This is a genomic window from Mesorhizobium sp. P2_C7, assembly GCF_056404515.1.
Genome location: NZ_JBFUDW010000003.1, coordinates 192,259 through 218,682 on the forward strand (window position 1 = coordinate 192,259; position 26,424 = coordinate 218,682).

At 63.4% G+C, this 26,424-nt stretch carries 25 protein-coding genes; 19 read left to right on the forward strand and 6 right to left on the reverse strand.

Annotated elements, in window-relative coordinates:
- Positions 1-22 precede the first annotated feature (22 nt).
- The 11 genes from AC1D2G_RS08725 (at position 23) to AC1D2G_RS08775 (ending at position 10,152) form a co-directional block, all read left to right on the forward strand.
- A complete protein-coding gene (locus AC1D2G_RS08725; RefSeq protein ID WP_477397964.1) occupies positions 23-1,084 on the forward strand; it encodes an ABC transporter substrate-binding protein in 1,062 nt (353 codons plus the stop codon).
- A gap of 66 nt (positions 1,085-1,150) precedes the next feature.
- Positions 1,151-2,014, forward strand: a complete 864-nt coding sequence (locus tag AC1D2G_RS08730) for an ABC transporter permease (RefSeq protein WP_477413311.1) — start codon at positions 1,151-1,153, stop codon at positions 2,012-2,014.
- The gene (locus tag AC1D2G_RS08735; RefSeq protein WP_477397962.1) at positions 2,014-2,802 is read left to right on the forward strand and encodes an ABC transporter permease; all 789 of its coding nucleotides are present in this window, start codon (positions 2,014-2,016) and stop codon (positions 2,800-2,802) included. Before AC1D2G_RS08730 ends, AC1D2G_RS08735 begins: the two co-directional genes overlap by 1 nt.
- Positions 2,802-3,869: an ABC transporter ATP-binding protein gene (locus AC1D2G_RS08740; RefSeq protein ID WP_477413312.1), complete on the forward strand. Its 1,068-nt coding sequence runs from the start codon at positions 2,802-2,804 to the stop codon at positions 3,867-3,869. The genes AC1D2G_RS08735 and AC1D2G_RS08740 overlap by 1 nt, the downstream gene beginning before the upstream one ends.
- Positions 3,870-3,940: 71 nt before the next feature.
- Complete coding sequence (locus AC1D2G_RS08745) at positions 3,941-5,191, forward strand: aconitase X (protein WP_477413314.1); 1,251 nt, start codon at positions 3,941-3,943, stop codon at positions 5,189-5,191.
- On the forward strand, positions 5,188-5,637 hold the full coding sequence (locus AC1D2G_RS08750) for an aconitase X swivel domain-containing protein (protein ID WP_477413316.1): 450 nt from the start codon (positions 5,188-5,190) through the stop codon (positions 5,635-5,637). Before AC1D2G_RS08745 ends, AC1D2G_RS08750 begins: the two co-directional genes overlap by 4 nt.
- A 181-nt stretch (positions 5,638-5,818) precedes the next feature.
- Positions 5,819-6,907, forward strand: coding sequence for a Gfo/Idh/MocA family protein (locus AC1D2G_RS08755; protein ID WP_477413318.1), 1,089 nt, complete (start codon positions 5,819-5,821; stop codon positions 6,905-6,907).
- A gap of 57 nt (positions 6,908-6,964) precedes the next feature.
- Positions 6,965-7,879 (forward strand): sugar phosphate isomerase/epimerase family protein, encoded by a 915-nt coding sequence (locus tag AC1D2G_RS08760; protein ID WP_477413320.1) that lies wholly within the window; start codon positions 6,965-6,967, stop codon positions 7,877-7,879.
- A gap of 20 nt (positions 7,880-7,899) precedes the next feature.
- A complete protein-coding gene (locus AC1D2G_RS08765; protein WP_477413322.1) occupies positions 7,900-8,991 on the forward strand; it encodes a fatty acid desaturase family protein in 1,092 nt (363 codons plus the stop codon).
- Between the two features lie 11 nt (positions 8,992-9,002).
- A complete protein-coding gene (locus tag AC1D2G_RS08770) occupies positions 9,003-9,317 on the forward strand; it encodes a MocE family 2Fe-2S type ferredoxin (protein ID WP_477226916.1) in 315 nt (104 codons plus the stop codon).
- Positions 9,318-9,351: 34 nt separating this feature from the next.
- Complete coding sequence (locus tag AC1D2G_RS08775; RefSeq protein ID WP_477413324.1) at positions 9,352-10,152, forward strand: 3-methyl-2-oxobutanoate hydroxymethyltransferase; 801 nt, start codon at positions 9,352-9,354, stop codon at positions 10,150-10,152.
- On the opposite strand, the gene AC1D2G_RS08780 is transcribed toward AC1D2G_RS08775, so the two are convergent.
- Both AC1D2G_RS08780 and AC1D2G_RS08785 read right to left on the reverse strand, forming a co-directional pair.
- Positions 10,117-11,634, reverse strand: a complete 1,518-nt coding sequence (locus tag AC1D2G_RS08780; RefSeq protein WP_477413326.1) for an HAL/PAL/TAL family ammonia-lyase — start codon at positions 11,632-11,634, stop codon at positions 10,117-10,119. The genes AC1D2G_RS08775 and AC1D2G_RS08780 overlap by 36 nt on opposite strands.
- On the reverse strand, positions 11,631-12,632 hold the full coding sequence (locus AC1D2G_RS08785) for an ornithine cyclodeaminase family protein (RefSeq protein WP_477413328.1): 1,002 nt from the start codon (positions 12,630-12,632) through the stop codon (positions 11,631-11,633). The genes AC1D2G_RS08780 and AC1D2G_RS08785 overlap by 4 nt, the downstream gene beginning before the upstream one ends.
- Before the next feature lie 118 nt (positions 12,633-12,750).
- Here AC1D2G_RS08785 and AC1D2G_RS08790 point away from each other — a divergent pair, with 118 nt between their 5' ends.
- The 8 genes from AC1D2G_RS08790 (at position 12,751) to AC1D2G_RS08825 (ending at position 22,445) form a co-directional block, all read left to right on the forward strand.
- The gene (locus AC1D2G_RS08790; RefSeq protein ID WP_477413330.1) at positions 12,751-14,184 is read left to right on the forward strand and encodes a DHA2 family efflux MFS transporter permease subunit; all 1,434 of its coding nucleotides are present in this window, start codon (positions 12,751-12,753) and stop codon (positions 14,182-14,184) included.
- Positions 14,185-14,451: 267 nt separating this feature from the next.
- A complete protein-coding gene (locus tag AC1D2G_RS08795) occupies positions 14,452-15,438 on the forward strand; it encodes an ABC transporter permease (RefSeq protein ID WP_477413332.1) in 987 nt (328 codons plus the stop codon).
- A gap of 100 nt (positions 15,439-15,538) precedes the next feature.
- A complete protein-coding gene (locus AC1D2G_RS08800; RefSeq protein WP_477413334.1) occupies positions 15,539-16,564 on the forward strand; it encodes a sugar ABC transporter substrate-binding protein in 1,026 nt (341 codons plus the stop codon).
- An 86-nt stretch (positions 16,565-16,650) separates the two neighbouring features.
- Complete coding sequence (locus AC1D2G_RS08805; protein WP_477413336.1) at positions 16,651-18,774, forward strand: ABC transporter permease; 2,124 nt, start codon at positions 16,651-16,653, stop codon at positions 18,772-18,774.
- Positions 18,771-19,826 (forward strand): NHL repeat-containing protein, encoded by a 1,056-nt coding sequence (locus AC1D2G_RS08810; protein ID WP_477413338.1) that lies wholly within the window; start codon positions 18,771-18,773, stop codon positions 19,824-19,826. Before AC1D2G_RS08805 ends, AC1D2G_RS08810 begins: the two co-directional genes overlap by 4 nt.
- Positions 19,826-21,322, forward strand: coding sequence for a sugar ABC transporter ATP-binding protein (locus AC1D2G_RS08815; RefSeq protein ID WP_477413340.1), 1,497 nt, complete (start codon positions 19,826-19,828; stop codon positions 21,320-21,322). Before AC1D2G_RS08810 ends, AC1D2G_RS08815 begins: the two co-directional genes overlap by 1 nt.
- Before the next feature lie 154 nt (positions 21,323-21,476).
- Positions 21,477-21,884: a carboxymuconolactone decarboxylase family protein gene (locus tag AC1D2G_RS08820; RefSeq protein WP_477413342.1), complete on the forward strand. Its 408-nt coding sequence runs from the start codon at positions 21,477-21,479 to the stop codon at positions 21,882-21,884.
- A 30-nt stretch (positions 21,885-21,914) separates the two neighbouring features.
- On the forward strand, positions 21,915-22,445 hold the full coding sequence (locus AC1D2G_RS08825) for an N-acetyltransferase family protein (protein WP_477397928.1): 531 nt from the start codon (positions 21,915-21,917) through the stop codon (positions 22,443-22,445).
- A gap of 56 nt (positions 22,446-22,501) precedes the next feature.
- On the opposite strand, the gene AC1D2G_RS08830 is transcribed toward AC1D2G_RS08825, so the two are convergent.
- The 4 genes from AC1D2G_RS08830 to AC1D2G_RS08845 all read right to left on the reverse strand — a co-directional run bounded on the left by AC1D2G_RS08830 (position 22,502) and on the right by AC1D2G_RS08845 (position 26,423).
- Complete coding sequence (locus tag AC1D2G_RS08830) at positions 22,502-23,389, reverse strand: amidohydrolase family protein (protein ID WP_477413609.1); 888 nt, start codon at positions 23,387-23,389, stop codon at positions 22,502-22,504.
- Complete coding sequence (locus AC1D2G_RS08835; RefSeq protein ID WP_477413611.1) at positions 23,389-24,465, reverse strand: vWA domain-containing protein; 1,077 nt, start codon at positions 24,463-24,465, stop codon at positions 23,389-23,391. Before AC1D2G_RS08835 ends, AC1D2G_RS08830 begins: the two co-directional genes overlap by 1 nt.
- A gap of 62 nt (positions 24,466-24,527) precedes the next feature.
- Complete coding sequence (locus AC1D2G_RS08840) at positions 24,528-25,409, reverse strand: AAA family ATPase (RefSeq protein WP_477413613.1); 882 nt, start codon at positions 25,407-25,409, stop codon at positions 24,528-24,530.
- A 9-nt stretch (positions 25,410-25,418) separates the two neighbouring features.
- Positions 25,419-26,423 (reverse strand): xanthine dehydrogenase family protein molybdopterin-binding subunit, encoded by a 1,005-nt coding sequence (locus AC1D2G_RS08845; RefSeq protein ID WP_477413344.1) that lies wholly within the window; start codon positions 26,421-26,423, stop codon positions 25,419-25,421.
- Between the last annotated feature and the right edge of the window lies 1 nt (position 26,424).

Sequence of the window (26,424 nt, forward strand, 5' to 3'; positions counted from 1 at the left end):
CAAACACAGAGAGGAACCAACCATGCGCATGCCTGACTTGACTGCTCTTTTGACGGCGACCGCCGTATTTACCTCCGCACTCGCGTTTGCCGCCAAGGCCGACGAAGTGCATGTGCTCAACTGGAAGGGCTACGGCACCGACGAGCCGTGGGCCGTCGAGGCTTTCGAAAAGGCCACCGGCAACAAGGTCATCAACGACTTCTTCAATTCCGAACAGGAAATGCTGACCAAGATCCGGACCAATCCCGGCCTCTATGACGTCGTCATGATCAATGCCGCCTTCAACGACCAGGCGATGGACGGAAAGCTGATCCAGCCGATCGATACGTCCAAGTTGCCGAACTACGCCGACATCAGCAAGGACAAGGCGGGATCGCCGATGCTTGTCCATGACGGCAAGGTCTATGGCGTGCCATGGGTGTGGGGACTGACAGCGCTCGCCATCAACGAGAAATCCTTCGACAAGCCGCCGACCAGCATCGCCGCGATGTGGGATGCCGCCCACAAGGGCCGCGTCGTCATTCGTGACGACGCCGTCGAGGCGGTGCAGTTCGGCGCCATCGCCACCGGCCAGAACATCAACGACATCAAGGATATGGATGCGGTCAAGACGAAGCTCACCTCGCTGATGCCGCAGATCAAGACCTTCTGGAGCTCGGAGAACGACTGGAACCAGATGGTCGCCTCCAACCAGATCGACATCGGCACCTACTGGAGCGGTTCTGCCGACCGCGCCAAGACGCATTTCAAGCTCCCGGTCTCGCTGGTCGTGCCGCAGGAAGGCGCCGTCGCCTGGCTCGATGCCTTTTCCATTCCGGCCGGCGCCAAGAACGTCGCCGGCGCCGAGGCCTTCATCAACTACATGATCGACCCGAAATTCTATGTCGAATGGGTCACCAAGGTCGGCGCTCCGGTCTCGGCCAACACGAAGGCGGTGGAAGCGCTGCCCGAGGATGCCTTCAACCGCAAGGTGATGGGGGACCCCGAAGTGGCCAAGCGCATCCAGTTCCAGGCGCCGATAACCGACGCGCAGCGCGAAGCCTATCTGGCGCTGTGGCAGCAGCTCAAGGTCGACGTGAAATAAGGCCGACATCCGGGCCAGCCGGCGGTTCGCGCCGGCTGGTTCTTTCAATCCTGGGAGGAGGGTATCATGGCAGCTGCGACAGCGTCGCGAAGCGGGCTGAGATCGGCATTGCCGCTGCTGGCGCCGGCCTATCTCTGGCTGACGGTGGCGATCTTCCTGCCGCTCTCGGCCATGGTCTTCTTCTCGTTCATGACCGAGCTGCCCCTGTCTGGGAAGCCGTGGGCATTCACGCTCGGAAACTATGCCGCCTTCTTCTCGCAGAGCCTCTATCTGACGCTGCTGCTCGCCTCGCTGCGGCTAGGCCTTGAAGTGACGCTGTGGTGCATCGTCATCGGCTACCCCGCGGCTTACGTGCTGGCCAAGGTGCTGAAGGGCCGCAGCCGCGAGGCGATCTTCCTGCTCGTCATCCTGCCGTTCTGGTCGAACGGCCTGGTGCGCATCTTCTCCTGGGCGATGGTTCTGCGCGAAGGCGGCATCCTCGACACGGCGCTCAACGCAGTGCTGCCGTTCAAGATCAACATCGACCTCATGTATTCCTATCCGGCCGTGATCATCGGGCTGGTGCATTCCTATGTGCCCTACATGGTGTTGACCTGCTACCTGACCCTGCAGGCGATCGACGACTCGCTGATCGAGGCCGGGCGCTCGCTCGGTGCCTCGCGGCTACAGGTGCTGAAGCGCGTGATCATTCCGCTGTCGATGCCCGGATTGGTGGCCGGCGCAGCACTCATCTTCGTGCCGGTTGTCGGCTCGTTCATGGAACCACGCATCCTCGGCGGCCGTGCAGGCACCTTCTACGGCACGGTCATCGAGGACCAGTTCGTCGCCGTGTTCAACTGGCCGCTGGGTGCGGCGCTCTCCTTCATCCTGCTGGCCGTCGTGCTGGTGATCCTGGCGGCTGCCTCGCCAGTGCTCAAGAGGGCCGCGTGATGGCGACAACCCGCATCCTCGAATGGCTCGGCCGCCTTTACATCTGGCTGCTGCTGGCCTTTCTCTATTTGCCGATCATCATCATGGCGCTGATGTCGTTCAACGTCTCGCCCTTCTACCAATTGCCGTTCGAATGGACGACGGAGTGGTACGCATCGCTGTGGCAGAACGATCAGCTGATTGCCGCCACCTGGAACAGCGTCGAGATCGCAGTCATCACCACCATTGTCTGCACGGTGCTTGGCTCGGCAGCGTCGCTGGCGCTCTATCGTTACGAATTTCGCGGCAAGAAATTCCTTCAGGCGCTGCTGTTTCCGCCGATCGCCATTCCGTGGCTGATCACCGGCACGGCGATGCTGATCTTCTTCTTCGGCGTTGGCATCGGCCGCGGGTTGCATGCCATCCTGCTCGGCCATGTGGCGCTGGCGCTGCCATATGTCATCGTCGTCGTTTCGGCCCGTCTGCAGACCTTTGCGCCGGAACTGGAGGAGGCGGCGCGCTCTCTCGGCGCCAACCAGTGGCAAGTGACCGCGCGCGTTACGTTGCCGTGGATCATGCCCGGCGTCATTGCCGGTGGCCTGTTCGCCTTCGCCGTCTCGTTCGACCAGTTCGTGGTGTCCTATTTCCTGGCGACGCCGGGCCAGACGACGCTGCCGGTCGAAATCTACGCCGCGATTCGCAAGGGCTTCACGCCCGAGATCAACGCGGTCTCGACGATCATCATTGTCGTATCGATGGCACTGATGCTGCTCACGGCGCGCTTCTTCAAATTCGGCGGAGAGAAATAATGGCCGGCGTGCAGGTATCGAACGTCTCGCGCAGCTTCGGCGCGCACAAGGCGCTGGACGATGTCTCCATCGATTTCGCCGATGGCGGCTTCTATGCGCTGCTTGGGCCGTCGGGCAGTGGCAAGACCACGCTGCTGCGCCAGATCGCGGGGTTCGACTTTCCCGATTCCGGCCGCATTGCCATTGGCGGCGAGAGCGTCGAGCGGGTGCCGGTCGAGAAGCGGCGCATCGGCATGGTGTTCCAGAACTATGCGCTGTTTCCCAATATGAGCGTTGCCGACAATGTCGCCTTCGGCCTGTCGGTGCGCGGCGAGGCCAAGGCGGTGATTGCCGCCGAGGTGCAGGCCGCGCTCGATCTCGTGCAACTCGGCAAGCTCGGCGGCCGGCGCCCGCACCAACTGTCGGGCGGCCAGCGCCAGCGGGTGGCGCTGGCACGGGCCATCGTCACCAAGCCGCGCGTGCTGCTGCTCGATGAGCCGCTCGGCGCGCTCGACAAGGCGCTGCGCGTCGACATGCAGATCGAACTGAAGCGCATCCAGCGCGAGATTGGCATCACCACCATCTTCGTAACCCACGACCAGGAAGAGGCGCTGACGATGAGCGACCGCATCGGCATCTTGCGCGACGGCAGGCTGGTGCAGGAAGGGCCGCCGGAAGAGATCTACGACCGGCCAAAGAGCGAGTTCGCCGCTACTTTCCTCGGTGACGCCAATATCTTTCGTGGCGACACGACGGGCAGCGGTATCCGCCTGACGGACGGCACGGCGATTGCTGCGGGCGCGGGCGCGACGCTTGCTGTCGGCGCCAAGGCGAGCTGCGCCGTGCGGCCTGAACGCATCCGCATTGGCACCGATGCCGGGGTTTCCAATGCCACCGACACGAACGTGCTCAAGGGCCACGTTTCCAAGCGCATCTTCGCCGGCAACAACAGCACGTACTTCGTCGATCGCGCCGGCCAGACGCTCAAGGTCATTGTGCAGAACACCGGCATCGAGCGGCTGGCGGAAGGGCAGGACGTGGTGCTGCGCTGGTCGCCGGAGAGCACGGTGCTGATCGCTGCGAGCTGAGACCTGCAACGGGTCTTGCCAGACCGTTCGCAATCAGGGACAGCATAGCCGGGCAAGAGTCCGGAGTGGCGATGACCTTGGAACTGAGTGGGCGGGACCAGTCGATGCTCGATGGCGAGCAGGGCCAGTCGGCAGCCGCGGCGATGAAAATCCTGGTCGCGTTTTCCAATGCAGTTGGAGCCGGCAGCCTGCTCGATATTGCCGGCGCCCATATCGATGGCTGCCTTTACCACGGCAAGGCCGGGCTCGATTTCGTCGAACGGCTGGTCGAGGGCGGTGGCCGTGTCCGGGTGCCGACGACGCTCAATGTCGGTTCGTTCGATCTCATTCATCCCGGCCTGGTAAAGATGCCGGCGGCGGAGGAAGTGCCGGCGCGGCGTCTGATGAAGGCGCATCTCGAACTCGGCTGCCAGGCGACTTTCACCTGCGCACCCTACCAGACGCGGTTCCGGCCGGGCTTCGGCGAGCAGATCGCCTGGGGTGAATCCAATGCCATCGTCTTTGCCAATTCGGTTATCGGCGCGCGCACCAACCGTTATGGCGATTTCATCGACCTCTGCTGCGCCATGACCGCGCGTGCGCCGGCCTGGGGCCTGCATCTGAGCGAGAACCGGCGCGGCCGCATCCTGTTCGACCTGGCCGTTCCTGAGCCGGAGCCGAGCGATAGCCTGTTCGTCGGCGTCGGGCTGTTCATCGGGCAGGCAAGCGGCGATCGGATTCCGGTGATCGCCGGCCTGCCACAACCGCGTGACGAGGACCAACTGAAGGCGCTGGGTGCTGCGGCGGCAACCACCGGCGCGGTGGCGCTGTTCCACGCGGTCGGCATCACGCCAGAAGCGAAGACGCTCGATGAGGCGTTCCAAGGCCATGCGCCAGAGGCTTCGATCCGCATCAGCCGCGCCGACATCGATCAAGCGCTGGCCAGGCTATCGACCGTGCCTGATGGTGCGCCGCTGGCGGCCGTGTCGCTGGGCACGCCGCACTTTTCCCATGACGAATGGATGCGTCTGTTGCCGATGGTGCGCGAGATCGCGCCGGCCAGGCGTATCCCGATCTATGTCAACACCGGTCGCGCGACGCTGACGCGACTGCAGGAGGAGGGCGCGCTGGCTGGCATGGAGGGGTTCGGCTTGATCCCGGTCGCGGACACCTGCACCTATGTCACCTCGATCCTCGAGCGCTTAGACGGCGTGGTGATGACCAATTCCGGCAAATGGGCGCATTACGCACCGGGCAATATCGGCGTGTCCGTCGCCTTCGCCGACATGAGGGATTGCATCCGCTCGGCTGCGATCGGGCATGTTGTGCGGAGTGCGTCATGATTTGGTCGACTGACACCGGGGTCGAGCGGTTCGGGACCTTCCAACTGGCCGGTGAGGCCGAGGGCCAGGCGCTGGCTTTTTCGCAGCCGCTCAGCTTCTGGGGCGGCGTCGACGCCGAGACTGGCGACATCATTGACCATTCGCATCCCGGTCTCGGCCAGAATATCGCCGGCAAGATCCTGGTGATGCCGAGCGGGCGTGGCTCGTCCTCCTCATCCTCGGTTCTGGCCGAGGCGATCCGCAAGGGCACCGCACCTTCCGGCATCCTTCTGGAGCGGCCGGACTGGATCCTGGCGGTGGGCGCCATCGTCGCCGAATTCCTCTACGCCATTCGCATGCCGGTGGTGGTGTGCGACATTGCCGGTGTCGCCTCCGGCGACCGGATCGCGATCGGGCTCGACGCGGATGGCCGGGCGATCGTCAGCATCGGGAGACGCCCAGCCTGAGTGGCTTGAAAGTGCTGCCTCGCGTCGCCACTTCGAACAGACGGCGCGCGCTTATCGGCGCGGCCTTCGTCATTCCTGGTCTGAATGGTCGGTCGTCACACCCGTGATGGGAAATGATGGTGTCGGCCTTGGCCGAGGCACAGGCCATCGCGTTATATCCTGTCCTGCACGGGAGGAATGGATGGCAGGCACGAATTTCGAGCCGGATGTGAAGGTCCGCACCAGGGAGTACCGGATCGGCTGCGTCGGCGCCGGCAAGATCATGGCCGAATGCCATCTCGCCGCCTATGCACAGGCCGGCTTCCCGGTGGTCGCGATCGCTTCGCGTACGAAAGCCAGCGCCGAAAAAGTGGCCGGGCGCTGGGGCATCCCAACCGTTCATGAGACGCCGGAACAGCTGATCGAGGACGACCGTGTCGAGATCGTCGATCTTGCCTTTCCGCCCGACCAGCAACCGGCGCTGATCCGACATGCGCTGAAGCAGAAGCACATCAAGGCGATCCTGGCGCAGAAGCCATTGGCGCTGTCGGTAGAGGAAGCGGTCAGGCTGCGCGACGAAGCGGCCGGGTCCGGCAAGATACTCTCGGTCAACCAGAACATGCGCTACGACCAGTCGATGCGTGTGCTGAAACAAATCATCGATAGCGGCGCGCTGGGCGACATCGTCTTCGCGCAGATCGACATGCATGCGATCCCGCACTGGCAGACTTTTCTTGCCGACTATGACCGGCTGACGCTCGCCAATATGAGCGTGCATCATCTCGACGTGCTGCGTTTCCTGTTCGGCGATCCGCAAGAGATCACGACGCTGACGCGCAAGGATCCGCGCACGAAATTCGACCATTCCGACGGCATCACCGTGTCGACGTTGCGCTTCCCGTCCGGGGTGCTCGCCGTGTCGCTGGAGGATGTCTGGTCCGGTCCGCGGCAGGAGGGCTACAAGGACGACCAGCACATCAACTGGCGCGTCGACGGCACCAGGGGTGTCGCCAAGGGCACCATCGGCTGGCCGACGGGCGTGGCTTCGACCCTGACCTATGCCTCGGCCGAGACGACCGGTGGCGAGTGGGTGACGCCCAGCTGGGATACGATGTGGTTCCCGCACGCATTCATCGGCGTGATGGAACAGCTTCAGCATGCGGTGAAGACGGGCACGCCACCGGCGCTGTCCGTCGCCGATAACGTCAAGACGATGGCGCTGGTCGAAGCCGGCTACCGCTCCATGGCACAAGGCCGCACGGTCAAGCTGTCCGAGATATCGATCGACTGAACATCTGGCCGCCGAATCGCGTGGCGGCTGAATCGCTTACCGGGAGGAGTTCACATCATGATGCAGGCGGGTATCTTCACCGGCTATTTTCCCTATGGCCTCGAAGAGGTGGCCAGGCGCATTCGCGCGCTCGATTTCAACACGGTACAACTCGATCTGCATTTCAGGGATATCGACCTCTCGGCTGGGCAGATCACCAAAGATAAGGCGAGGACTGTGCGGGATACGTTCCGCGACCACAATCTGCCGGTCTGCTGCGTTTCCGGCTACACCAACATCATCCACCCGGACAAGGTCGAGCGCGACAAGCGCGTCGGCTATCTCAAGGAGATCATCCGCAACGCGCGCGAATTCGGCTCGCCTTACGTGATCTCGGAAACAGGCACCTACAACACCGAATCCGATTGGGTGCACCACCCCAGGAACAAGACTGAGGAAGGATTCGAGGAATGCCGTAAGGTGATCTCCGACCTTGCCCAGACGGCCTATGACCATGGCGCGGTCTTCCTGCTCGAAACTTATGTCAACAATGTCGTCGGCTCAGTCGAGGAAACGGTCAAGATGTTCGCGCAGGTCGACCATCCTGGTCTTGGCCTGCTGATGGATCCGACCAATTATTTCGAGGCGCACAACATCGACCGCATGGACCAGGTGCTGAACCAGGTGTTCGACACGCTGACCGACAAGATCAGGATCGCGCATGCCAAGGACGTCAAGCGCTCCGGCAGCGACAAGTCGGAGAAGCACGCCGACATTGGCGATGACAATGCTTCGGAAGGCCTCACCTTTCGCGGCGTCGGCGAGATCGAATTGCCGGCGCCCGGCCTCGGTTCGCTCAATTATGATCTTTATCTCAAGCGGCTCAGCGAAAAGCACCCGAACATCCCGGTCATTATCGAGCATCTGACCGAGGACGACGTGCCACGCGCCAAGACATTCCTCGATGGAAAATTCCGCGCCAACGGCCTTTGAGGACCGCACGGGAGGCGACGATGGCGACGGTCAAGACAAAGCGCGACTACAGCCTGGTCGGTGAAAGCACGCGGATCGCGATCGAGACCGGGCTGGCCTCCGCCGAGTGGTATCACACAGACGTGCCGCGCAAGACTATGAAGGAGCTGATGCAACGCTCCGATATGCCGGCGATCCGCGACACCCTCATCTGGATCGCCGCCATATTGGGCTCGGCTGCCGGCGGCATCTGGTTTTGGAGTTCATGGTGGTGCGTGCCGTTCTTCTGCGTCTACGGTGTGCTCTACGGCTCCTCCAGCGACTCGCGCTGGCACGAATGCGGCCACGGCACAGCCTTCCGCACCCGCTGGATGAACGACGTCGTCTACCAGATCGCCAGCTTCATGCTGATGCGCAATCCGGTCACCTGGCGCTGGAGCCATGCCCGACATCACACCGACACGATCATCGTCGGCCGCGACGCCGAAATCGCGGTGATGCGTCCGCCGGACCTGTTGCGCGCCGCACTTGCCTTCACCGGCGTCCTCGATTTGCGCTATTCGCTGCCGACGCTGGTGCGCAATGCGTTCGGCAACCTCTCGCCGGACGAGAAAAGCTTCGTGCCGGAGATGGAGCAGCACAAGGCGGTCATCGCCGCGCGCTGGCAGATCGCTATCTATCTCGCTGCGATCGCGCTGGCGCTCTACGTCTGGTCGTTCCTGCCGCTGGTGCTGATCGGCCTGCCGCGCCTCTACGGCAGCTGGCACATGGTGCTGACTGGCCTGCTGCAGCATATCGGGCTGGCTGACAATGTCACCGATCATCGGCTGAACACGCGCACCGTCTACATGAACTCGATCAGCCGTTTCATCTATTGGAACATGAACTACCACGTCGAACATCACATGTTTCCAATGGTGCCCTATCATGCGCTGCCGAAACTGCATGAGTTGATCAAGCATGATCTGCCGGAACCGAACCCTTCGATGTGGCATGCTTATTGCGAGGTCTGGCCGGTGCTGATCAAACAGCTCCAGTACGAGGACTATTTCCTCGAGCGCGAATTGCCGCCGACGGCACGGCCGTACCGCGACGAATTCCATGCGCTGACCGTCCCGGCGGCAGCGGAATAGGGGAGAACCAGATGGCCGGCTGGGTTGAAGCGTGCGGCGTCGATGATGTCGAGGAAGAAGACGTCATCCGCTTCGACCATGGCGGTCGCACCTTCGCCATCTATCGCAGCCCGGATGACGAATTCTTCGCCACCGACGGCTACTGCACGCATGAGAAGGCGCATCTGGCTGACGGGCTGGTGATGGACGACATCATCGAATGCCCCAAGCACAATGGCCGCTTCAACTACAAGACTGGTGCCGCCAAGGGCGCACCAGTGTGCGTCGATCTCGCGACCTATCCGGTGAAGGTCGAGGCTGGCAAAGTGATGATCCAGATCGGCTGACCTGCCGCAGCATGTAACAGAGGGAATTCTTTCGATGAGTCGAAAAAGACCGACGGTCGCGGACCTGCGCGCCATGAAGGGCAAGCGCCAGCTGACGATGCTGCGCGTACTGACGATGGACGAGGCCGAGGCCGCCGAGCGGGCAGGGGTCGACATCGTCTCGGTGCCGCCCGAACTGGTGCTCAACCCGCAATACCGCGATGCGGCGCCCAGCCTGTTCACCATGCCGGGGGAGAATTTCTTCGAGATCGGCACGGCGGACGATTTCCTGCGCTGGGCCTTCCGGCTCTATAAGGCCGGCGCAGACGCGGTCTATTGCAGCGCCGGCTACGCCACGATCAAGCGGATGGCCGACGACGCCATCCCGGTCATCGGCCATGTTGGCCTCATTCCATCGCGCGCCACCTGGACGGGCGGCTTCAAGGCTGTTGGCAAGACAGCCGACACCGCCATGGAGGTCTTCGCAGCGGTGAAGCAACTGGAGGCCGCCGGCGCCATCGGCGCGGAGATCGAAGTGGTGCCGGTCGAGGTGGCGAAGGCGATCTCGGAGCGGACGTCGCTGATCATGCTGTCGATGGGGGCGGGGACCGGCTGCGACGCGCAATATCTGTTCGCCGACGACATTCTCGGCCAGAACCGTGGGCACATGCCTCACCACTCCAAGGTCTATCGCAATTTCGCCGCCGAATATGATCGTTTGCAGGCTGAGCGGATCGCGGCGTTCTCCGAATATGTCGCCGACGTCAACAGCCTGGCCTATCCCGAGGACAGGCATATCGTGCACATGGATCCGGGTGAACTACGGCTGTTCCTCGACAAGGTCGGCCGGGCGTAAGGTCACCTGCCAGGGTCCGTTGGCGAGCGCGGCGAAGAGCGCTTCGGCGTCGATGCCGAGTGGCCGATCCTCCTTCAGGCTAGGGACCAGCGCGCGTATCGCCGTGTGAATTGCGGCGGTGCGTGGCGCCAGGGTGAGCCCGTCGCGCAGGTCGACCGCCTGTGCCGCCGCCATCAACTCGAAGGCGATCAGCCGCCGCCACAGCGCGACCATCCCAGCGCATTTCGCGACAGCCAGCGGTGTCTGCGTGGCATGGTCCTCGACGCCTTCCGAGACGGCCAAGAAATCCAGCATCACCGGATTGGCTCTGTGGCGGATGGCGGCCAGGATCGATGTCGCCGTCTTCTGCAGCGGCACGAAGCCGGCCGAGGCGCCGCCGACCGGCGACAGATATTTCGGCAGGCCGTTACGGCCGGAGCCAGTAAGCTGGATGAAGCGGGCAGCGCTCGCGGCGGCACTCTGGGCGATCGCCAGGCCGAGCGTTTCGAAGGCGAGCGACAGCGAAGCAGTGTGGAAATTGCCGGTCGACAGCACCAGCCCGTCGTCGCTGAGCACCAGCGGGTTGTCGGCGGCGGCATTGAGTTCGATCTCGACGGCATGTCTCGCCTGGCCGATCGCCTCGATCAGCGCGCCATGGATCGAGGGCATGCAGCGGATCGACAGGGGATCTTGCAAGGTGGTCGGCGCCGGTGCCTCATCGCGGGCGAGCAGATATTGCAAGGCCTTGGCCGCTTCCTGCTGGCCGGCCGCCGGCCGCGCCATATGCAGGCGCGGGTCGAGGATGGTGCGATTGGCGCCGATACCTTCCATGGTCAGCGCGCCGGCCTGGTGCTGCTGGGCAAGGGCGGACAGCGCATCCGTCACCACGAGCGCACCGCTGCCCGCTGAAACAGCCGAAGCGTTAATCAGCGACAGCCCGTCCTTGGGCGCCAGGCTGATGGGGACGAGGCGGGCCATCATCAACGCCTTGGCCGCCGGCATGCGCCGGCCCTGATAGTCGGCGTCTCCTTCACCGGTCAGCAGGCGGGCAAGCGCCGTCATCAGCACCAGATCGCCGGCGCCGATCGAGCCGAGCGACGGCATCACCGGGTGGACGCCGGCATTGAGCGCGTCGACCAAAGCGACAAACACGGTGGGCGAAAGTCCGGAGCCTCCCGTTGAAAGCATCGCCGCGCGGGCAAACATGGTTGCCCGCACGGTCTCGACCGGCAGCGCTTCGCCGACCGCGCCGCTGCGTCCTTCCAGCAGCTGGCGCTGGAAGGCGCTGGCGTCGCCCTTGACCGTCGTGCCGAGATTGGCGCCGAGCCCGGTGTTGAGGCCATAGATCTGCTGGCCGGAGGCGGCGGCCTGGTCGAGCACTGTTCGCGCCTTCTGCAGCCTGCCGAGGACATCGGATCGGACCTCCACCTTGCGCGCTTCGCGGGCCACAGCGGCGACATCCGCAGTGCCCACGCCGGCTCCGGTGAGGACGAGCGCACTCATGCGAAGCGCAGCCGCTGGCCGATGCCTTGCGCCTGCGCCTTGGCCAGCATCGCCTTGCCCAACGCAATGTCGGACAGCGACAGGCCGCGGTGCCAGAACAGGATCGTCTCGCTGTCATTCTCTCGCCCGGTCTTGAGACCGGCGGCGATCTGGCCAAGCTCGGCATGCAGCGTCTTTTCGCTCAGCCGCCCGGTCTCGACATGGGCGCGCAGCGAGCCGAACTTTCCGCCCTTGCACTGGCCCCAATCGTCGACGACCATCTTCTGCATGATGTCGGTCAGCGACAGCTCCACGGCGCTCATGGTGCCGTAGGGCACGACCAGTGCGCCGGGCTTGATCCATTCGGTCTTCAACAAGGGCTGCGGTTCCGGCAGCCGCGAGGCCTCGACCACGATGTCGGCGCCTTCGACACAGCTCTTCCAGTCGGCCACAGCGGTGACACGCTTGCCGAGATCGGCGGAGAGTTTTGCGGCGAAACCGTCGCGGCTTTCCGGGCGGCGCGAATGGACGCGGATTTCGTCGAAGTCGAAGAGATGGTCGAGCAGGCGCACGTTCCAGTAGGCAGTGCCGCGCGCGCCGATATGGGCCAGCACTTTTGAGCCCTTGCGCGCCAGATGCTTGGCGCCGATGGCGGTGACGGCACCGGTGCGCATGTCGGTGATGACGGTGGCGTCGAGGATGGCGCGCGGCGTGCCGGTGCGCGGATCGAACAGATTGAGGATGCCGAATTCGGAGGGCAGGCCGTGCAGGTAGTTGTCGACATAGTCGCCGACGATCTTGACGCCGGCGGTGTCGAGAGGCGCGACGTAGCCGCGCAGGACATTGAAATGACCGTGGAAGGACGGGTCCGGCTCGAGATGGACGCGCGGCTCGATCACCGTCTGGCCATTGCCTTGCGCCACCAGGCCGGCCTCTACGGCGGCAATGATTTCACCATCGGACATGGCAAGGGCGTCGATATCGAGGGCATTGAGATAGTCGATATAGATGGGTTTCATCTGCTGCGTGCACTTTCCCCGGTCGCCTCTCATCCATAACAGGCCGTGACGCGACACGAAAGTTTGTTACGCCGTCTATGGACGCGGCCGGCTAATTGCTGTTCAAACCGGTTCCGTCATGACTGCCATTCCCGACACTGAAGCCTTACCCGAAACGGCCACCAATGCGCGGCGCGTGGCGCTGATTGTCGCCATCGCCTTCTTCATGCAGTTGCTTGATTCGACGATCATCTCGACATCGCTGCCGCAGATGGGCGCTTCGTTCAGCGTGCCGGCGGTGGCGATGAGCATCGGCATCACCGTCTACATGCTGACCATGGCAGTGTTCGTGCCGCTGTCGGGCTGGCTCGCCGACCGGTTCGGTGCGCGCAATATCTTCCTGCTGGCAATCATCCTTTTCACATTGGCCTCGCTCGCCTGCGGCTTCTCGCAGAACCTGACCCAGTTCGTCGCCGCACGTGTCGTGCAAGGGCTAGGAAGCGCACTGATGACGCCGGTCGGCCGCATTCTCGTCCTGCGCAATGCATCGAAGTCCGAGCTGCTCAACGCCACCGCGCTGATCACCTGGCCGGCACTGTTCGCGCCGGTGGTCGGGCCGGTGCTGGGCGGCTTCATCACCACCTATCTGTCCTGGCACTGGAATTTCTTCATCAACATCCCGCTCGGCGTAATCGGGCTGGCGCTGGTCGCCCGCTTCATTCCCGGCGACCGCGAGGCCAACCCAAAACCGCTCGACTGGCCGGGTTTTTTCCTGACATCGGCGGGACTTGCTTGCCTTCTGTACGGGCTCGAACGCATCGCGCATCCAGAAGACGGTGTCTTGCCGACGGTGGCGCTCATCGCCTTCGGCGTCGCCATCGGCTGGCTGGCGGTGCGCCATCTCAGGCGCGCACCGCACCCGCTGCTCGACCTCTCATCGTTCAAGGTGCTGACCTTCGCCATCTCGACGCTTGCCGCCGGCACCAATTTCCGGGTGGCGATCAACGCCACGCCGTTCCTGTTGCCGCTTCTGTTCCAGGTCGGCTTCGGTCTTAGCCCCGTCGATGCCGGCATGATGATCCTGGCCTATTTCCTCGGCAATCTCGGCATGAAGACGGTGACGACGCCGACATTGCGGCGCTTCGGCTTTCGATCTGTGCTGGTCGTCAACGGCCTGATCGCCTCGGCGTCGATCATGGCGTGCGCAGCGATCTCACCGCAGACGCCGCAAGCGCTGGTGATCCTACTGATGCTGATCGCCGGCCTGTCGCGCTCGATGCAGTTCACCGCCCTCAACACGCTGGCCTTCGCCGATATCGACGCGGCGCAGCGCAGTTCGGCCGCGACACTATCCAGCATGCTGCAGCAAGTGGCGATGCTGTTTGGCGTCGCGGTGGCGGCGGCGATCCTCAACCTGTCGCAGATCGCCAGGGACCGGCCGGCGCTCGACCTCGTCGATTTTCGAATCGCCTTTCTGGCGATCGGCGCCATCGGGCTGGTGGCGGCGTTGCGTTTCCTCGCGCTGCCACCAGGTGCGGGTGCCGAGGTTTCCGGCCACGCACGGGGGGACTGAAATCGAATTTTTCCACCTGACGCGGAGATAAATTCCGCCTTGCCCTTTCGCCTTGGTCGGTGCTTTCGCAAGCGATCGCATTGGCGCAACCAATTGCTAAAAATCCAGGCTTTTCCGGGCATTGCGCCAGTTTTGGCAATCGATGCGTCCACTCGATGAATATCGCCACCGACCGGGCTTCTGAACGCGGATTCATTTGACGAACCGACGCTAAGCCGATTAGCTTTCCGTGGGATGGCAGCGCTGCCATTGGGGCGTAAGCGGGACATGAACGCGATCGGCTGGCCGAATTTCAGGAGCCTGAATCAGGAAGGCATTGTCTTTGCCATTGCCGTGGTGCTGTTTGTTGCCGCTGCCATCGGCCTGCCGGGCTTTATCGACCCAAACAATCTCGTGGCCATCGTCCGCTCGGTGTCGGTGCTCGGCATACTGGCGCTCGGCATGGCTGTCGTCATCATCGGCCGAGGCATCGACCTCTCGGCCGTGGCGATCATGGCAATGTCTGTCGCCTGGTATCTGCAACTCCTGAATTCTGGAACGCCGGACGGGCTGGCCTTCGCCTATGTGCTGGCCGGCGTCCTCGCGATCGGCCTGCTAAACGGCTTCCTCGTCGCCTATGCCGATGTGCCGGCGATCTTCGTGACGCTGGCGACTGGTTCCTTCGTCTTCGGCTACGTCCGCTCGCAACTGATCACGCAGGATGCCGTGCCGGTGCCGCAGGGCCATTGGGTCGAGTTGCTCGGCGGCCTGCGCTTCCTCGATATTCCCGTCGAGGTGTTCGTCTTCGCGGGCCTCGCCCTCTTGTTCTTCCTGTTCCTGCGCTACACCAAATGGGGCCGCTACATCTATTTCGCCGGCGACAATCCGGTCGCGGCGCGCAACATCGGCATTCCGGTGCGGCCGATGCTGGTGCTGCGCTATGTGCTGTCGGCCTTCGTCGCGCTGATTGCCGGCCTGCTGACGGCGGCCAGCCTGCATTCCATCAACACCCGCGTCGTCAACTCGACGCTGCTCTACGACATCGTGCTGGTGGCGGTGATCGGCGGCATCGGCCTGTCCGGAGGGCGGGGCGGGGTGCGCAACGTGCTGGTCGGGGCGGCGCTGATCGGCATCCTGCTCAACGCCATGACCATCATCGACATTCCGCTGCTCTACCAGAACCTGATCAAGGCGGCGATCCTGCTGGGGGCGATCATCGTCGACGGCGTCATCAACCCACGTGACGAACAGACCGCGCAGCAGGGCGATATCTAGGCATGGTCCCGAAGAGATTATGCTCGAACCAGAAGACTTGACCAAACGCGGACGGTTGGGGCCGTCGGTGAACCACAGTGACCAAAACAGAGGATGTAACATGAAACTGATCAGAACACTCTTGGCCGCCGCCACGGCGCTTGCCGTTACCACCTTCGTAGCGCCCACCTTTGCCGCCGACGATCCGGGCCCGGCCGCCTATGCGCAGTCGCTGAAGGGCAAGCGCGTCATGCTGGTGCCGCTGGCGATGGGCTTCGACCTGGCGCAGGGCTGGGCGCATTATCTGAAGACCGAAGTCGAGGCCTGGGGCGGCGTGTTCGAGACGCGCGACCCGAACTGGGTTGTCGATGCCGGCGCGCAGGCAATCACCGACGCCATCTCGTCGGACACCAGGCCGGACGTGCTGATCATTCATGCGCCGGACCTGAACTCCTATTCCAAGCTGATGAAGAAGGCGCAGGCGGCCGGCACCTATGTGCTCCTGGTCGACAATCCTGCCAACTTCCCAGCCGACGCTTTTGTCGGCAGCGACTGGGACCGTCTAGGCCAGCTCGAGGCCGAAGCGGCGATCAAGGGCTGTGGCGAAAACTCGTCGAAGAAGATCGGCCTGGTGCAGGGCGACCAGGCGAACTCTTCCAGCCTTTATCAGTATGCCGGCATCATGAAGGTTCTGGACAAGCATCCCGACTTCAAGGTGGTGGCCAAGCCCGACTCGAACTGGGATGCGACGACCTCGCGCAACGTGACGACGACGATGCTGCAGCAGAACCCGGACATTTGCTCGATCATCGACTTCTGGGATGGTGACGCCACCGGCGCGTCGGCCGCGATCCGAGACGCCAAGCTCGAGGGCAAGGTGTTCCTGGTCACCACCGGCGGGGGGGAAAAGGCGGCCGACTGCGACAAGCTGCAGGACGGCACCTATGGCGCCGTGGTGATGACCGAGCTTGCCCGCCAGTCGGGCGACATGAATGCTATTATCAAGTTCCTGCTGCAGAGCGGCCAGCCGGCCGGCACCTCGCACACCTACATCTACACGCTCGAGAAGGCGACGACCAAGGCCGACCTCAAGCCCGACAGCTGCTGGGACCTGAAGGCGCTGCAGGCCGAAGCGGCGGCGAAATAGACCGATCCTTGCCAAATATCAATCAACGAGGTGGCCGGATTGCCCGGCCACCTCTTTCTCTAGCAGCCCAGATTTGCAGTGACCTGATGTCCTTCCGCGAACGCCTCCAGTCCTGGCGCTACAATCTCGTGCCCGACCATCTTGTCGGCGAGATCCTGACCAAGCGCTGGACCGACAACGCCATTCCGTTCCTGGCGCTGGTGGTGACATTGGCGACTTTCGGCTCGATCATTCCGGGCTTCTTCAAGCTGACCTCGCTGCAGGAATCGACCCGCCAGCTCGGCGAGTTCTCGATGGTCGTCACCGGCATGACGGTGGTGATGCTGGGCGGCGGCATCGACCTGTCGGTCGGCTCGATCTTCGCGCTGTCGTGCTTCTCGGCCGTCTATGTCTTCTTCATCCTCGAACAGTCGATCTGGCTGGCGCTGGCCGCTTCGCTTGCCACCGGCCTCGTCTTCGGCGCCATCAATGGCTATCTCGTCGGCTATCTCCGCCTGCGCGCCTTTCTCACCACGCTAGTCACCTTCATCTTCGGGCGGGCACTGTTCGACATACTGGTCACCACCTATGCCGCCGACGTGCAGCTCTCGACAGCCACGTCGGATGTGCTCGACTTCATCGGCGACAGTACCTTCTGGGGCCTGTCGGTCTCGGTCTGGCTGGCAATCATCCTCGCGATCGTCACCCATATCGCGCTGACTCGTTCGCGGCCGGGCTGGCACGTGCTGGCGGTCGGCGGCTCCCGGCGCTCGGCGCACAATGCCGGGATCCGGGTGCGCCGCACCGTGTTCATGACCTATGTCTTCTCAGGTTTCTGCGCCTCGATCGGTGGCTTCCTCATCGCTTGCCGCCTGAGCGGGGCAGGGCCGGGTACCGGCCTCAATCTCGAGATCATGGCGCTGACGGCGGCGGTGGTCGGCGGCGTCAGCTTGGGCGGTGGGCGCGGCTCTGTGATCAAGGGGCTGATGGGCGCCATCATCGTCTTGACCATGACCAACGGGCTGATCCGGCTGGGCTATGGCACCGGAACCAACCAGATGGTGCTCGGCATCATGCTGGCGGTGGCGGTGACCATCGACATCCGCTGGCTGAAGAACCGCCACAAGGTGCTGAACGAGGTCTATGTCGCGCCGGTCTATCTCAAGATGGGCGCGACCCAGTCGGCGGCGCCCGGTTCGGGCACGCCATACGAACTCGACAATCGATTGTCAGAAGCTGACCATATCGGGCTCGGCGAACTGGAGGGGCCAGAGGATGTCATCCTCGACCGCGACGACAATCTCTATTGCGGCACCCGCCATGGCGAGATCGTCCGCTTCTTCGCGCCGGACTATGTCAGGTCGGAAGTATTTGCCCATATTGGCGGCTTTCCGCTTGGACTTGCCTTCGACAAATCAGGCAACCTGATCAGCTGCGTCGGCGCCATGGGGCTCTATTCCGTGTCGCCGGATCGGAAGGTGAGACGCCTGTCGGCCGAGACCTCGCGCTCCTGGACCTCGATCGTTGACGATGCGCGGTTGCGCGATCCCAATGACTGCGACGTGGCACCGGACGGCCGCATCTATTTCACCGACTCGACCAAGCGCTACGACGCGCATGACTGGGCGCTGGATTCGATCGAAAACCGCGCCACCGGCCGCTTGCTGGTCTACGACCCGAAGGACGGCTCGACCAAGACACTGCTCGACGGTTACCGCTACACCAACGGTGTGTGCATGGCGCATGACGGCAAGTCGCTGTTCTTCGCCGAAAGCTGGGCCTGCCGCGTGCACCGCTACTGGCTGGAAGGGCCGAAGGCCGGCACGGCCGAATGCGTCATCCGCGACATGCCGGGCTACCCCGACAACATCAACCGCGCCTCCGACGGCAACTACTGGATGGCGTGGCTCGGCATGCGCACGCCGAGTTTCGACCTGTCGCTGCGCCATCCCGACATGCGCAAGCGTATGACGCGGCGGCTGCCGCAGGATGAATGGCTGTTCCCCAACATCAACACCGGCGGCGTGGTGAAGTTCAACGAAACCGGCGGCATCGTCGAGGCGATGGGCGACCTCACCGGCGGCGCGCACCCGATGGTCACCTCGATGCGCGAGCACAAGGGCTGTCTGTTCGTCGGCGGCATCCTCAACAACCGCATCGGCCGCTACAAGATATCGGGCGCCGACCCGAACTGGACCAGCCCCGCTTCCTACTGGGGGGCGAAGTCATGATCCTTGATCCTGTGCTTGACCTGTTTCGCGGCAAGGCGGTGACCATTCCGCCGCTCGACGGCGCCTTCCGCCCCAACACACGGCTGGATGACGCGCCGGCGGTCGCCGAACTGACCGAGCCGGATAATCTGCTGATTTCCAGCGACAGGCTGTTGGCCTCCAGCGGCAATGCCATACACGCTATTGCTGCCGGCGCCGTGCCAACCGTGGTCGAGACCTTTCCATCTCCGGTCACGGCGTTGGCGCTGTCGCCATCGGGCGAACTGACGGTCGGGTTGGAGAGCGGTAGGCTGTTGATTGCCGGCAAGGAGGTTTCGCTGCCGGCCGGGATACGCTGCATCACTGCACTTGCCTACACAGACGATGGCATGTTGTGGCTGGCCAACGGTTCGGCTGAACACGCGCCCTCGCAATGGGCCGCCGACCTGATGAAGAAGGGCGCGTCCGGTTCGCTGTGGAAGCGGGATGCGGCGGGCGGTGGGTTCCGCAAGGTGGCAGGCGAGATCGCCTTTCCCTATGGGCTCCATCCCATAGGGCAGGATGTGCTGGTCAGCGAAAGCTGGCGCCACCAGCTCGTCCGCTTCGACGGCGCGACCGGCAACCGCTCGACGGTGCTGGCGCATCTGCCCGGCTATCCCGCACGGCTGTCGCCGACCGCCGATGGCGGTGCGTGGCTGACCTTGTTTGCGCCGCGCAACCGGCTGATCGAATTCGTGCTGCAGGAAACGCACTACCGGCAGGACATGATCAATCAGGTGCCACCGGCCTACTGGATCGCGCCGGCCCTGGCTTCCAGCCGCAGCTTCCTCGAACCGCTGCAATGCGGTGGCATCCGCACCATGGGCATCCACAAGCCTTGGTCGCCAAGCCGCTCCTACGGGCTGGTGGTAAGGCTCGACCAGAAGCTGCAGCCGCAATTCAGCCTGCACAGCCGCGCCAACGGCACGCGCCACGGCATTTGCAGCGTCGCCGAAAGGGCCGGCCTTCTGTTCATCGCCTCCAGGGGCGGCGACTGCGTGTTGTCGGTCGACCTCGCGTCGGGAGGGTTTTGATGGAACCGATCGTCCGCCTGGAAAACGTCACCAAGACTTATCGCGGCGTGCCCGCGGTGAAGAACGTCAGCTTCGACCTGCGCAAGGGCGAGATCCACGCGCTGCTCGGCGAGAATGGCGCGGGTAAGTCGACGCTGACCAAGATCGTCGCCGGGGTGGTCGACGCCACCTCCGGCAGGATGTTCCATAAGGGCGCCGAAATCGCCTACGCCTCGCCGCATGCGGCGCTCGAAGCCGGCATTGCCATGGTGTTCCAGGAAACCAGCCTGGTGCCGTCGATGACGGTGGCGCAGAACCTCTATCTCGGCACCGAAAAATTCCTCAACCGGCTGCGCGGCACCTACATTTCGGCGCAGCAGTTCCTGCAGTCACTCAACTTTCCCGTCGACCCGAACGCGATGGTGGCGACGCTGGGTGCCGCCAAGCGGCAGATGGTCGAGATCGCGCGCGCCGTCCACCACAATGCCGAGGTCATCATCTTCGACGAGCCGACGGCGACGCTGACGCCAGAAGAGAAACGGCATTTCTTCGCGCTGATCCGGCGGCTGAAGGCGAGCGGCGTGTCGATCGTCTTCATCAGCCACGCGCTGGAAGAGGCGCTTGATATCGCCGACCGCATCACCATTTTGCGCGACGGCGAGCTGGTCATCACCGACGATACATCGGCCTTCGACCGCGACCGGATCGTCGCGGCCATGGTCGGGCGAACACTGTCCGGGCAGATCTACAGGCAGCGCGACGAAGCAAAATTGCGCAAGGCCGGCAAGAAGGTGCTGTCGGTGCAGGACATTTCGATGAGCAATGTCGTGCGCAACAACTCCTTCTCGATCTTTGAGGGACAGATTACCGGTGTCTTCGGGCTGATCGGGTCTGGCCGCACCGAGACGTTCAAGATCGTCTCCGGCATCTACAAGCGCGATTTCCTGCGTGGCGGGGCGATCGAACTCGACGACAAGCCGGTGCGCTATCTCGTGCCGAGCGAGGCGGTGGCCGACGGCATCGTCTATGTCACCGAGGACCGCAAGAGCGAGGGCATCTTCGAGACAATGGGCATTGCCGAGAACCTGTTCGGCGGGCTGTTGGCGGCGGGCCGTGAAAAGGCCTGGGTGATCAACCAGCAGGAGATGCGGCAGCTTGCGGCCGAATGGACGAAGACGCTGAACATCAAGGCGATCAACGACAATGCACGCGTCGTCGAGCTATCCGGCGGCAACCAGCAGAAGGTGGTGATCGGCAAAGGGCTGGTGCAGCGGCCGCGCATCGTCATCTTCGACGAGCCGACGCGCGGCGTCGATGTCGGCGCGATCGCCGAGATTCATCAGATCATCAACCGGCTGGCCGATGAGGGTCTCGCTGTCGTCGTGATTTCCTCCTACCTGCCGGAGATCATGAACCTGTCGGACCGCATCCTAGTCTGCCGGCAAGGCCGCATCGTCGAAGAGTTTTCGCCGGCGGAGGCAACTGACGAAAAGATCATGTACGCGGCAGTTCACTAGATTCAGGTGAGGCCGGCCTGCAAATGGCGACTTCTTGTGCTTCCTGACCTGAATCGCCATGCCGTCGCTAAAAAGTGAATCGGGCAAATGGATTGGCTGCGATTGCTCAAGATCTGATTTAATTCACACGACGATCTAAACGAAAGGACCAGCCATGGCCACCACAAAACTTCTGAGCGATGCCGAGGTGGAGAAGATCCCGGCTGTGAAGGCGGTGTTCGACGACATCCGCGCGACTCGCAAATCCGATTTCGTCAACAATTTCTGGCGCGGGCTGGCCAATGATCCACCGGCGCTGAAGCGGATCTGGGAACAGTTGAAGGTGGTGATGGTCGCTGAGAGCGCCCTCGATCCATTGACCAAGGAAATGATCTATATCGCGGTGTCGACCGCCAATGGCTGCTCCTACTGCGTCCACTCGCACACGGCGGCGGCCCGGGCGAAGGGCATGACAGACGTGCAGCATGGCGAACTGGTTTCGATCATCGGGCTGGCCGGCCAGACCAACCATCTGGTCACGGCGATGCAGATCCCCGTCGATCCGCAGTTCGAGGTGAAGTGAGGGCGGTTGCTTCCCGCGGCTGGAACTTTCATGGACAAAAGCACCAGATTTCCCACGTCGCTCTCTGGCTACGAGATTGAAGGCCTGATTGGAATTGACGCTTCACGACTGGTGCCGCTGTATCAGGGCTGCTCTGACTATGTCGTGCTGGAACGAGGCGAGCCGCCCGACGCTGCCACGGCAAAGGAGGAATTTGAGAACTTTCCACCGAACCGGACGGAGGCCGACAAGTTCATATTCGGGGTGAAGGCGATCGATGGTGAACTTGTAGGCTTGCTGGCCTGCGACCGCAATTATCCGCGAGTGGAGTGTTGGTGGATCGCGTTGTTCATGATCGACAAAGCACTTCGCGGAAGAGGGTTGGGGCGTACACTGTGCGACGACTTTTTCAGGTGGCTGAAATCCCAGAACGTCAAGTGGGTGGAACTCGGCGTGATCACAGAAAATGAGCAGGCTCTTCGCTTTTGGCAGCGGCAGGGCTTCAAGCCAATGCGGACGGCGGGGCCAGTCAGCATTGGGGCAAAACGGCATATGGTCCAGGTTTTAGGCCGGCCGTTGTGAGCAGATCCATCACAGGCGCTTGGCCACTTTCTTGAAATGAGAAGGGAAGGCGTGTGCTATGCAGGCCGATAAACTCTCTCGGCCGTGTTCCAGAAAATATCCGCCTCAGCTTTCGCGCCGTGCTTTGACACCGCCGCGCGATGCGCCTTGATCAGTTCGGCGTGGCTGGTCCACAGTTTCTCGATCGGGAAGTTCGAGCCGAACATCAGGTGGTCCGCGCCCAGGATGTCGATCGCATTGTCGACGATATAGGCGATCAACGCTGGGTCGTTGCGATGGACGAAGGTGCCGAGGCCGGACAGTTTTGCATGGAAATTGGGCGCGGCCGACAGCGTGCGCAGGCCTGCCTTCCAGGCTTCCGTGATTTCGGGCTCCATGCCGGTGAGCATGCCGGCATGGGTGAGGATGAAATTGGTCTCCGGGTTCTCGCCGACCAGCGTCAGCCCGTCCTTCATCTGGGCAGGGAATAGCTGAAGGTCGAAGGACAGGCCGTAGTGCTTCAGCCGGGCGACATTGGCGCGGACCTTGGGATCGATGACCTGGTCGGCCGAAGTGGCGAAGCGAAAGGCCGGCGTCTCGTGCCAGTGCAATTGCATGCGCACGCCGCGCAGCAGCGGATATTTCTTCAGCCGGTCGATCTGGGGCCTGATATCGTCCACGGTCATGTCGGTGTAGCCGACGATGGCGTGTGGCCAGCCGGTCTCATCTGCGGTTTTCTGCAGGAAGGCGACCTCCTTCTCGAAATCCTCCTTGGCCCAGTTGGTCTGGACATAGACGGCTTTCTCGACGCCCGATGCCTTCTGGTCGGCCAAAAATTCCTCGATCGGGTAGTCGCGGCGGATCGGCTCATAGGGGCCAAAGATGCGCGGCACCATCGGTCCGACCAGCCAGGGCTGGTCCTGCTGGCGCCAGATGTGGAAATGCGCGTCGATTGCTTTCTGCATCACGAAACCCTCTTCCAGATTGCCGCCGCTGCCGGGGCTGGGCGGGCGAGCGACAGGATGAAATCGGTGAGGCCCTTGAGCGACGAGCCGTCGATGAGATCGTCGAGCACCGGCAGGATGGCGCGCAGTGCGGCCGTTGCCGGCCGGAAGCGCGGATCGCCGGCCAGCGGCGTCGCGAGAGACAATCGGAAAGCGCGCGCGCTCAGCCGACGCATCGCTGTCTCTAGTGCGGCATGATCGCCGCGCTCCAGCGCATCGGAGAGGATGACGACCGCGGCACCACGGGCGAAGGCGGAGAAGCGTGGCACCGACAGGAAAGCGAGTAGCGTCGGCCCCATGCGGGTGCCGCCGTCCCAGTCGTCGACCTGCGCTGCCGCGCGGGCCAGCGCCTGGTCGCGGTCGCGAATGCGCAGTGCGGCGGTGATGCGGGTCAGCCGTGTGCCGAAGGTGAAGATTTCAGCGCGGTCAGCACCTTGCACTGCGGCATGGGCGAGCTTGAGATAGTCTGACGTGTGCAGCTTCATCGAGCCGGAGACGTCGATCAGGATCAGCAGCTTGCGCGGCACAGTCTGCCGGCGACGCAGCAGTGGCGAGGGTACGTCGCCATCGGCACTGACGATTTCCCTGAGCGACCGGCGCAGATCGAGTTTGCCGCGCGAGTGGGTGCGCACGGTGCGGAAGGAGCGGCGGGCAGGCAAGGCCGAGGACAGCTTGCGGCGGAAGGCGGCCAGCCTATCGTCGTCGCGCTGGAAATCGCGCGCGCTCAATTGCTCCAGGGCCGAGGACAGTTCGCCACCTTCTTGGCTGTGCTCGGCTTCGATCCGTTCGTCGTCAGCGCCGCCATCATCCTTGATATTGGTTTCCTCATCTCCGTCTCCTTCGACCACGGCGGATGCGTTGCCGTAGAAATGGTTCTGGAAATGCGCCTCGAATTCTTCGCGGCGGTCGGGCGGCGGGGCCAGCGTGGCAAGGGCGGCTTCGCGGATGTCGGCCATCGAACGCGGCCCGAGCAATGTCACGGCTTGCATGAAGCCGGACACCTGCCCCGGCGCGACGGCGAAACCGTAACGGCGCAGCAGCCGGCCGAAGCCGAGGAACGGCGTGGCCGCGCGGGGCAGGGCTGGTAGGCGCTCCGCGCTCACGCCATGGCCTCCTCGACAATCCGGCCAAGCTCCGGCGCGATGTAGGTCAGGTCCTCCTCGTCCTTGATCAGCACGCCGATGGCTCGGCGGAAGGCTTCAGGCCACGGGCTGCCGCCCCTTTCCAGAATGGTCGCTGCGTTGGCCCATTCGACCGCCTCGGCAATGCCGGGCGGCTTGGCCAGCGGGCGGGCACGGATGCTCTGCACGGCTGCCGCCACTGCGCGTGCGGTGTGTTGCGCCACATCGCCGGCGCGCAGCATGATGATGGCGGCCTCGCGCTCGGCGTCGGGATAGCCGATCCAGTGGTAGACGCAGCGTCGGCGCAGCGCCTCGGCGAGTTCGCGGGTGCGGTTCGAGGTCAGGATGACGATCGGCTGAGCTTTGGCGCGGATGGTTCCGCGCTCGGGAATGCTGATCTGGAAATCGGAGAGGAATTCCAGAAGCAGCGCCTCGAATTCATGGTCCGATCGGTCGATCTCGTCGACCAGCAGCACACGCTGCTCGGGCGCCTTCAGCACCTGCAGCAGCGGCCGGGCGATCAGGAAACGGTCGTCATAGATGTCGATCTCGTGCTCGCCGGCATGGCGGATGGCGAGCAACTGGCGCTGGTAGTTCCATTCGTAGAGCGCGTGCGCGGCGTCGATGCCTTCGTAGCATTGCAGCCGTACGAGATCGCGGCCGAGCAGCTGCGCGATTGCCTTGGCCGCTTCCGTCTTGCCGACGCCCGGCGCGCCTTCGAGCAGCAGCGGCTTGCCCAGCCGGATAGCCAGGAAGATGGCGGTTGCCAGGCTGTCATCGGCTAGATAGCGCGAGGCGGCCAGCTGCTCCGCCACTGCCTCCGGTGAGGTCGCTGATGTCTCGGCATTCACCTCGGGCATTTCGATCACTCAGTTCGCCGCTTGCGCCCTGAGCGCGCGCAGGATGCGCTCCGGCGTGATCGGCAACGTGTCGATGCGCACGCCGACGGCGTCGAAGACGGCATTGGCAAGCGCTGGTATCTGCGGATTGGCGCACATTTCGCCCGGTCCCTTGGCGCCATAGGGCCCGTCGGCCGATGGCCTCTCCAGCACAATGATCTCGGTCTCGGCAAGATCGCCGGGGCCGGGCATCAGATACTGGTTGAAGTCGGTGCCGCCATGATCGCGGTTGGGATAATAGGGCTCGGTCGTTTCGTAGAGCGCGTGGCTGATGCCCATCCATGACCCGCCGACCAGCTGCTGCTCGACCATTTTCGGGTTCAGCGCACGGCCGATCTCAAAAACGTTCTTCACCGTCAGCACGGTGACCTCGCCGGTCTCGTCGTCGACCTCGACCTCGGCCACGGTGCAGGCATGCGCATAGCAGGTCGACGGTTTCATCGCTCCGGTCTCTTTCTCGGGATAGGAGCGCGGGATCAGGAACATGCCGCGGCCGGAGATCGAGCGGCCGCGCTTGAAATGTGCCGACAGCGCGACATCGAAGATCGAGATCGATTTTTGCGGCGCGCCCTTGACCAGGATGTTGCCCTGTCCGTCGGTCTCGAGGTCGGAGGCGTTCACTTCCAGCTCTTCTGCGGCCACTTCCAGCATCACCTGACGGGCTTCCCTGGCGGCCTGGATGACGGCGTTGCCGGCGCGGTGGGTGCCGCGCGAGGCGAAGGTGCCCATGCAGTGCGGGCCGGTGTCGGTGTCGGCGGTGTCGACGACGACGCGGTCGGTCGGCACGCCGATGGTCTCGGCGCAGATTTGTGCCATGATCTGCTTCATGCCCTGGCCGAGATCGACCGATGACAGCGTGACCATGAAATTGCCGGTCGGCGTCGAATGCACCAGCGCCTGGGTCGGGTCGCCGCCAAGGTTCATGCCGGTCGGATAGTTGATGGCGGCAACACCGCGTCCGCGCCTGATCGCCATC

Excerpts from the sequence above, each read along its gene's own strand:
- AC1D2G_RS08725 (WP_477397964.1), top strand. The coding sequence starts at position 23 with ATGCGCATGCCTGACTTGACTGCTCTTTTGACGGCGACCGCCGTATTT.
- AC1D2G_RS08775 (WP_477413324.1), top strand. The coding sequence starts at position 9,352 with ATGAGTCGAAAAAGACCGACGGTCGCGGACCTGCGCGCCATGAAGGGC.
- AC1D2G_RS08845 (WP_477413344.1), bottom strand. The coding sequence starts at position 26,423 with ATGGCGATCAGGCGCGGACGCGGTGTTGCCGCCATCAACTATCCGACC.
- AC1D2G_RS08755 (WP_477413318.1), top strand. The coding sequence starts at position 5,819 with ATGGCAGGCACGAATTTCGAGCCGGATGTGAAGGTCCGCACCAGGGAG.
- AC1D2G_RS08815 (WP_477413340.1), top strand. The coding sequence starts at position 19,826 with ATGGAACCGATCGTCCGCCTGGAAAACGTCACCAAGACTTATCGCGGC.
- AC1D2G_RS08765 (WP_477413322.1), top strand. The coding sequence starts at position 7,900 with ATGGCGACGGTCAAGACAAAGCGCGACTACAGCCTGGTCGGTGAAAGC.
- AC1D2G_RS08730 (WP_477413311.1), top strand. The coding sequence starts at position 1,151 with ATGGCAGCTGCGACAGCGTCGCGAAGCGGGCTGAGATCGGCATTGCCG.
- AC1D2G_RS08785 (WP_477413328.1), bottom strand. The coding sequence starts at position 12,632 with ATGAAACCCATCTATATCGACTATCTCAATGCCCTCGATATCGACGCC.
- AC1D2G_RS08820 (WP_477413342.1), top strand. The coding sequence starts at position 21,477 with ATGGCCACCACAAAACTTCTGAGCGATGCCGAGGTGGAGAAGATCCCG.
- AC1D2G_RS08840 (WP_477413613.1), bottom strand. The coding sequence starts at position 25,409 with ATGCCCGAGGTGAATGCCGAGACATCAGCGACCTCACCGGAGGCAGTG.
- AC1D2G_RS08740 (WP_477413312.1), top strand. The coding sequence starts at position 2,802 with ATGGCCGGCGTGCAGGTATCGAACGTCTCGCGCAGCTTCGGCGCGCAC.
- AC1D2G_RS08735 (WP_477397962.1), top strand. The coding sequence starts at position 2,014 with ATGGCGACAACCCGCATCCTCGAATGGCTCGGCCGCCTTTACATCTGG.
- AC1D2G_RS08810 (WP_477413338.1), top strand. The coding sequence starts at position 18,771 with ATGATCCTTGATCCTGTGCTTGACCTGTTTCGCGGCAAGGCGGTGACC.
- AC1D2G_RS08745 (WP_477413314.1), top strand. The coding sequence starts at position 3,941 with ATGACCTTGGAACTGAGTGGGCGGGACCAGTCGATGCTCGATGGCGAG.
- AC1D2G_RS08830 (WP_477413609.1), bottom strand. The coding sequence starts at position 23,389 with ATGCAGAAAGCAATCGACGCGCATTTCCACATCTGGCGCCAGCAGGAC.
- AC1D2G_RS08800 (WP_477413334.1), top strand. The coding sequence starts at position 15,539 with ATGAAACTGATCAGAACACTCTTGGCCGCCGCCACGGCGCTTGCCGTT.
- AC1D2G_RS08805 (WP_477413336.1), top strand. The coding sequence starts at position 16,651 with ATGTCCTTCCGCGAACGCCTCCAGTCCTGGCGCTACAATCTCGTGCCC.
- AC1D2G_RS08760 (WP_477413320.1), top strand. The coding sequence starts at position 6,965 with ATGATGCAGGCGGGTATCTTCACCGGCTATTTTCCCTATGGCCTCGAA.
- AC1D2G_RS08795 (WP_477413332.1), top strand. The coding sequence starts at position 14,452 with ATGAACGCGATCGGCTGGCCGAATTTCAGGAGCCTGAATCAGGAAGGC.
- AC1D2G_RS08825 (WP_477397928.1), top strand. The coding sequence starts at position 21,915 with ATGGACAAAAGCACCAGATTTCCCACGTCGCTCTCTGGCTACGAGATT.
- AC1D2G_RS08780 (WP_477413326.1), bottom strand. The coding sequence starts at position 11,634 with ATGAGTGCGCTCGTCCTCACCGGAGCCGGCGTGGGCACTGCGGATGTC.
- AC1D2G_RS08790 (WP_477413330.1), top strand. The coding sequence starts at position 12,751 with ATGACTGCCATTCCCGACACTGAAGCCTTACCCGAAACGGCCACCAAT.
- AC1D2G_RS08750 (WP_477413316.1), top strand. The coding sequence starts at position 5,188 with ATGATTTGGTCGACTGACACCGGGGTCGAGCGGTTCGGGACCTTCCAA.
- AC1D2G_RS08770 (WP_477226916.1), top strand. The coding sequence starts at position 9,003 with ATGGCCGGCTGGGTTGAAGCGTGCGGCGTCGATGATGTCGAGGAAGAA.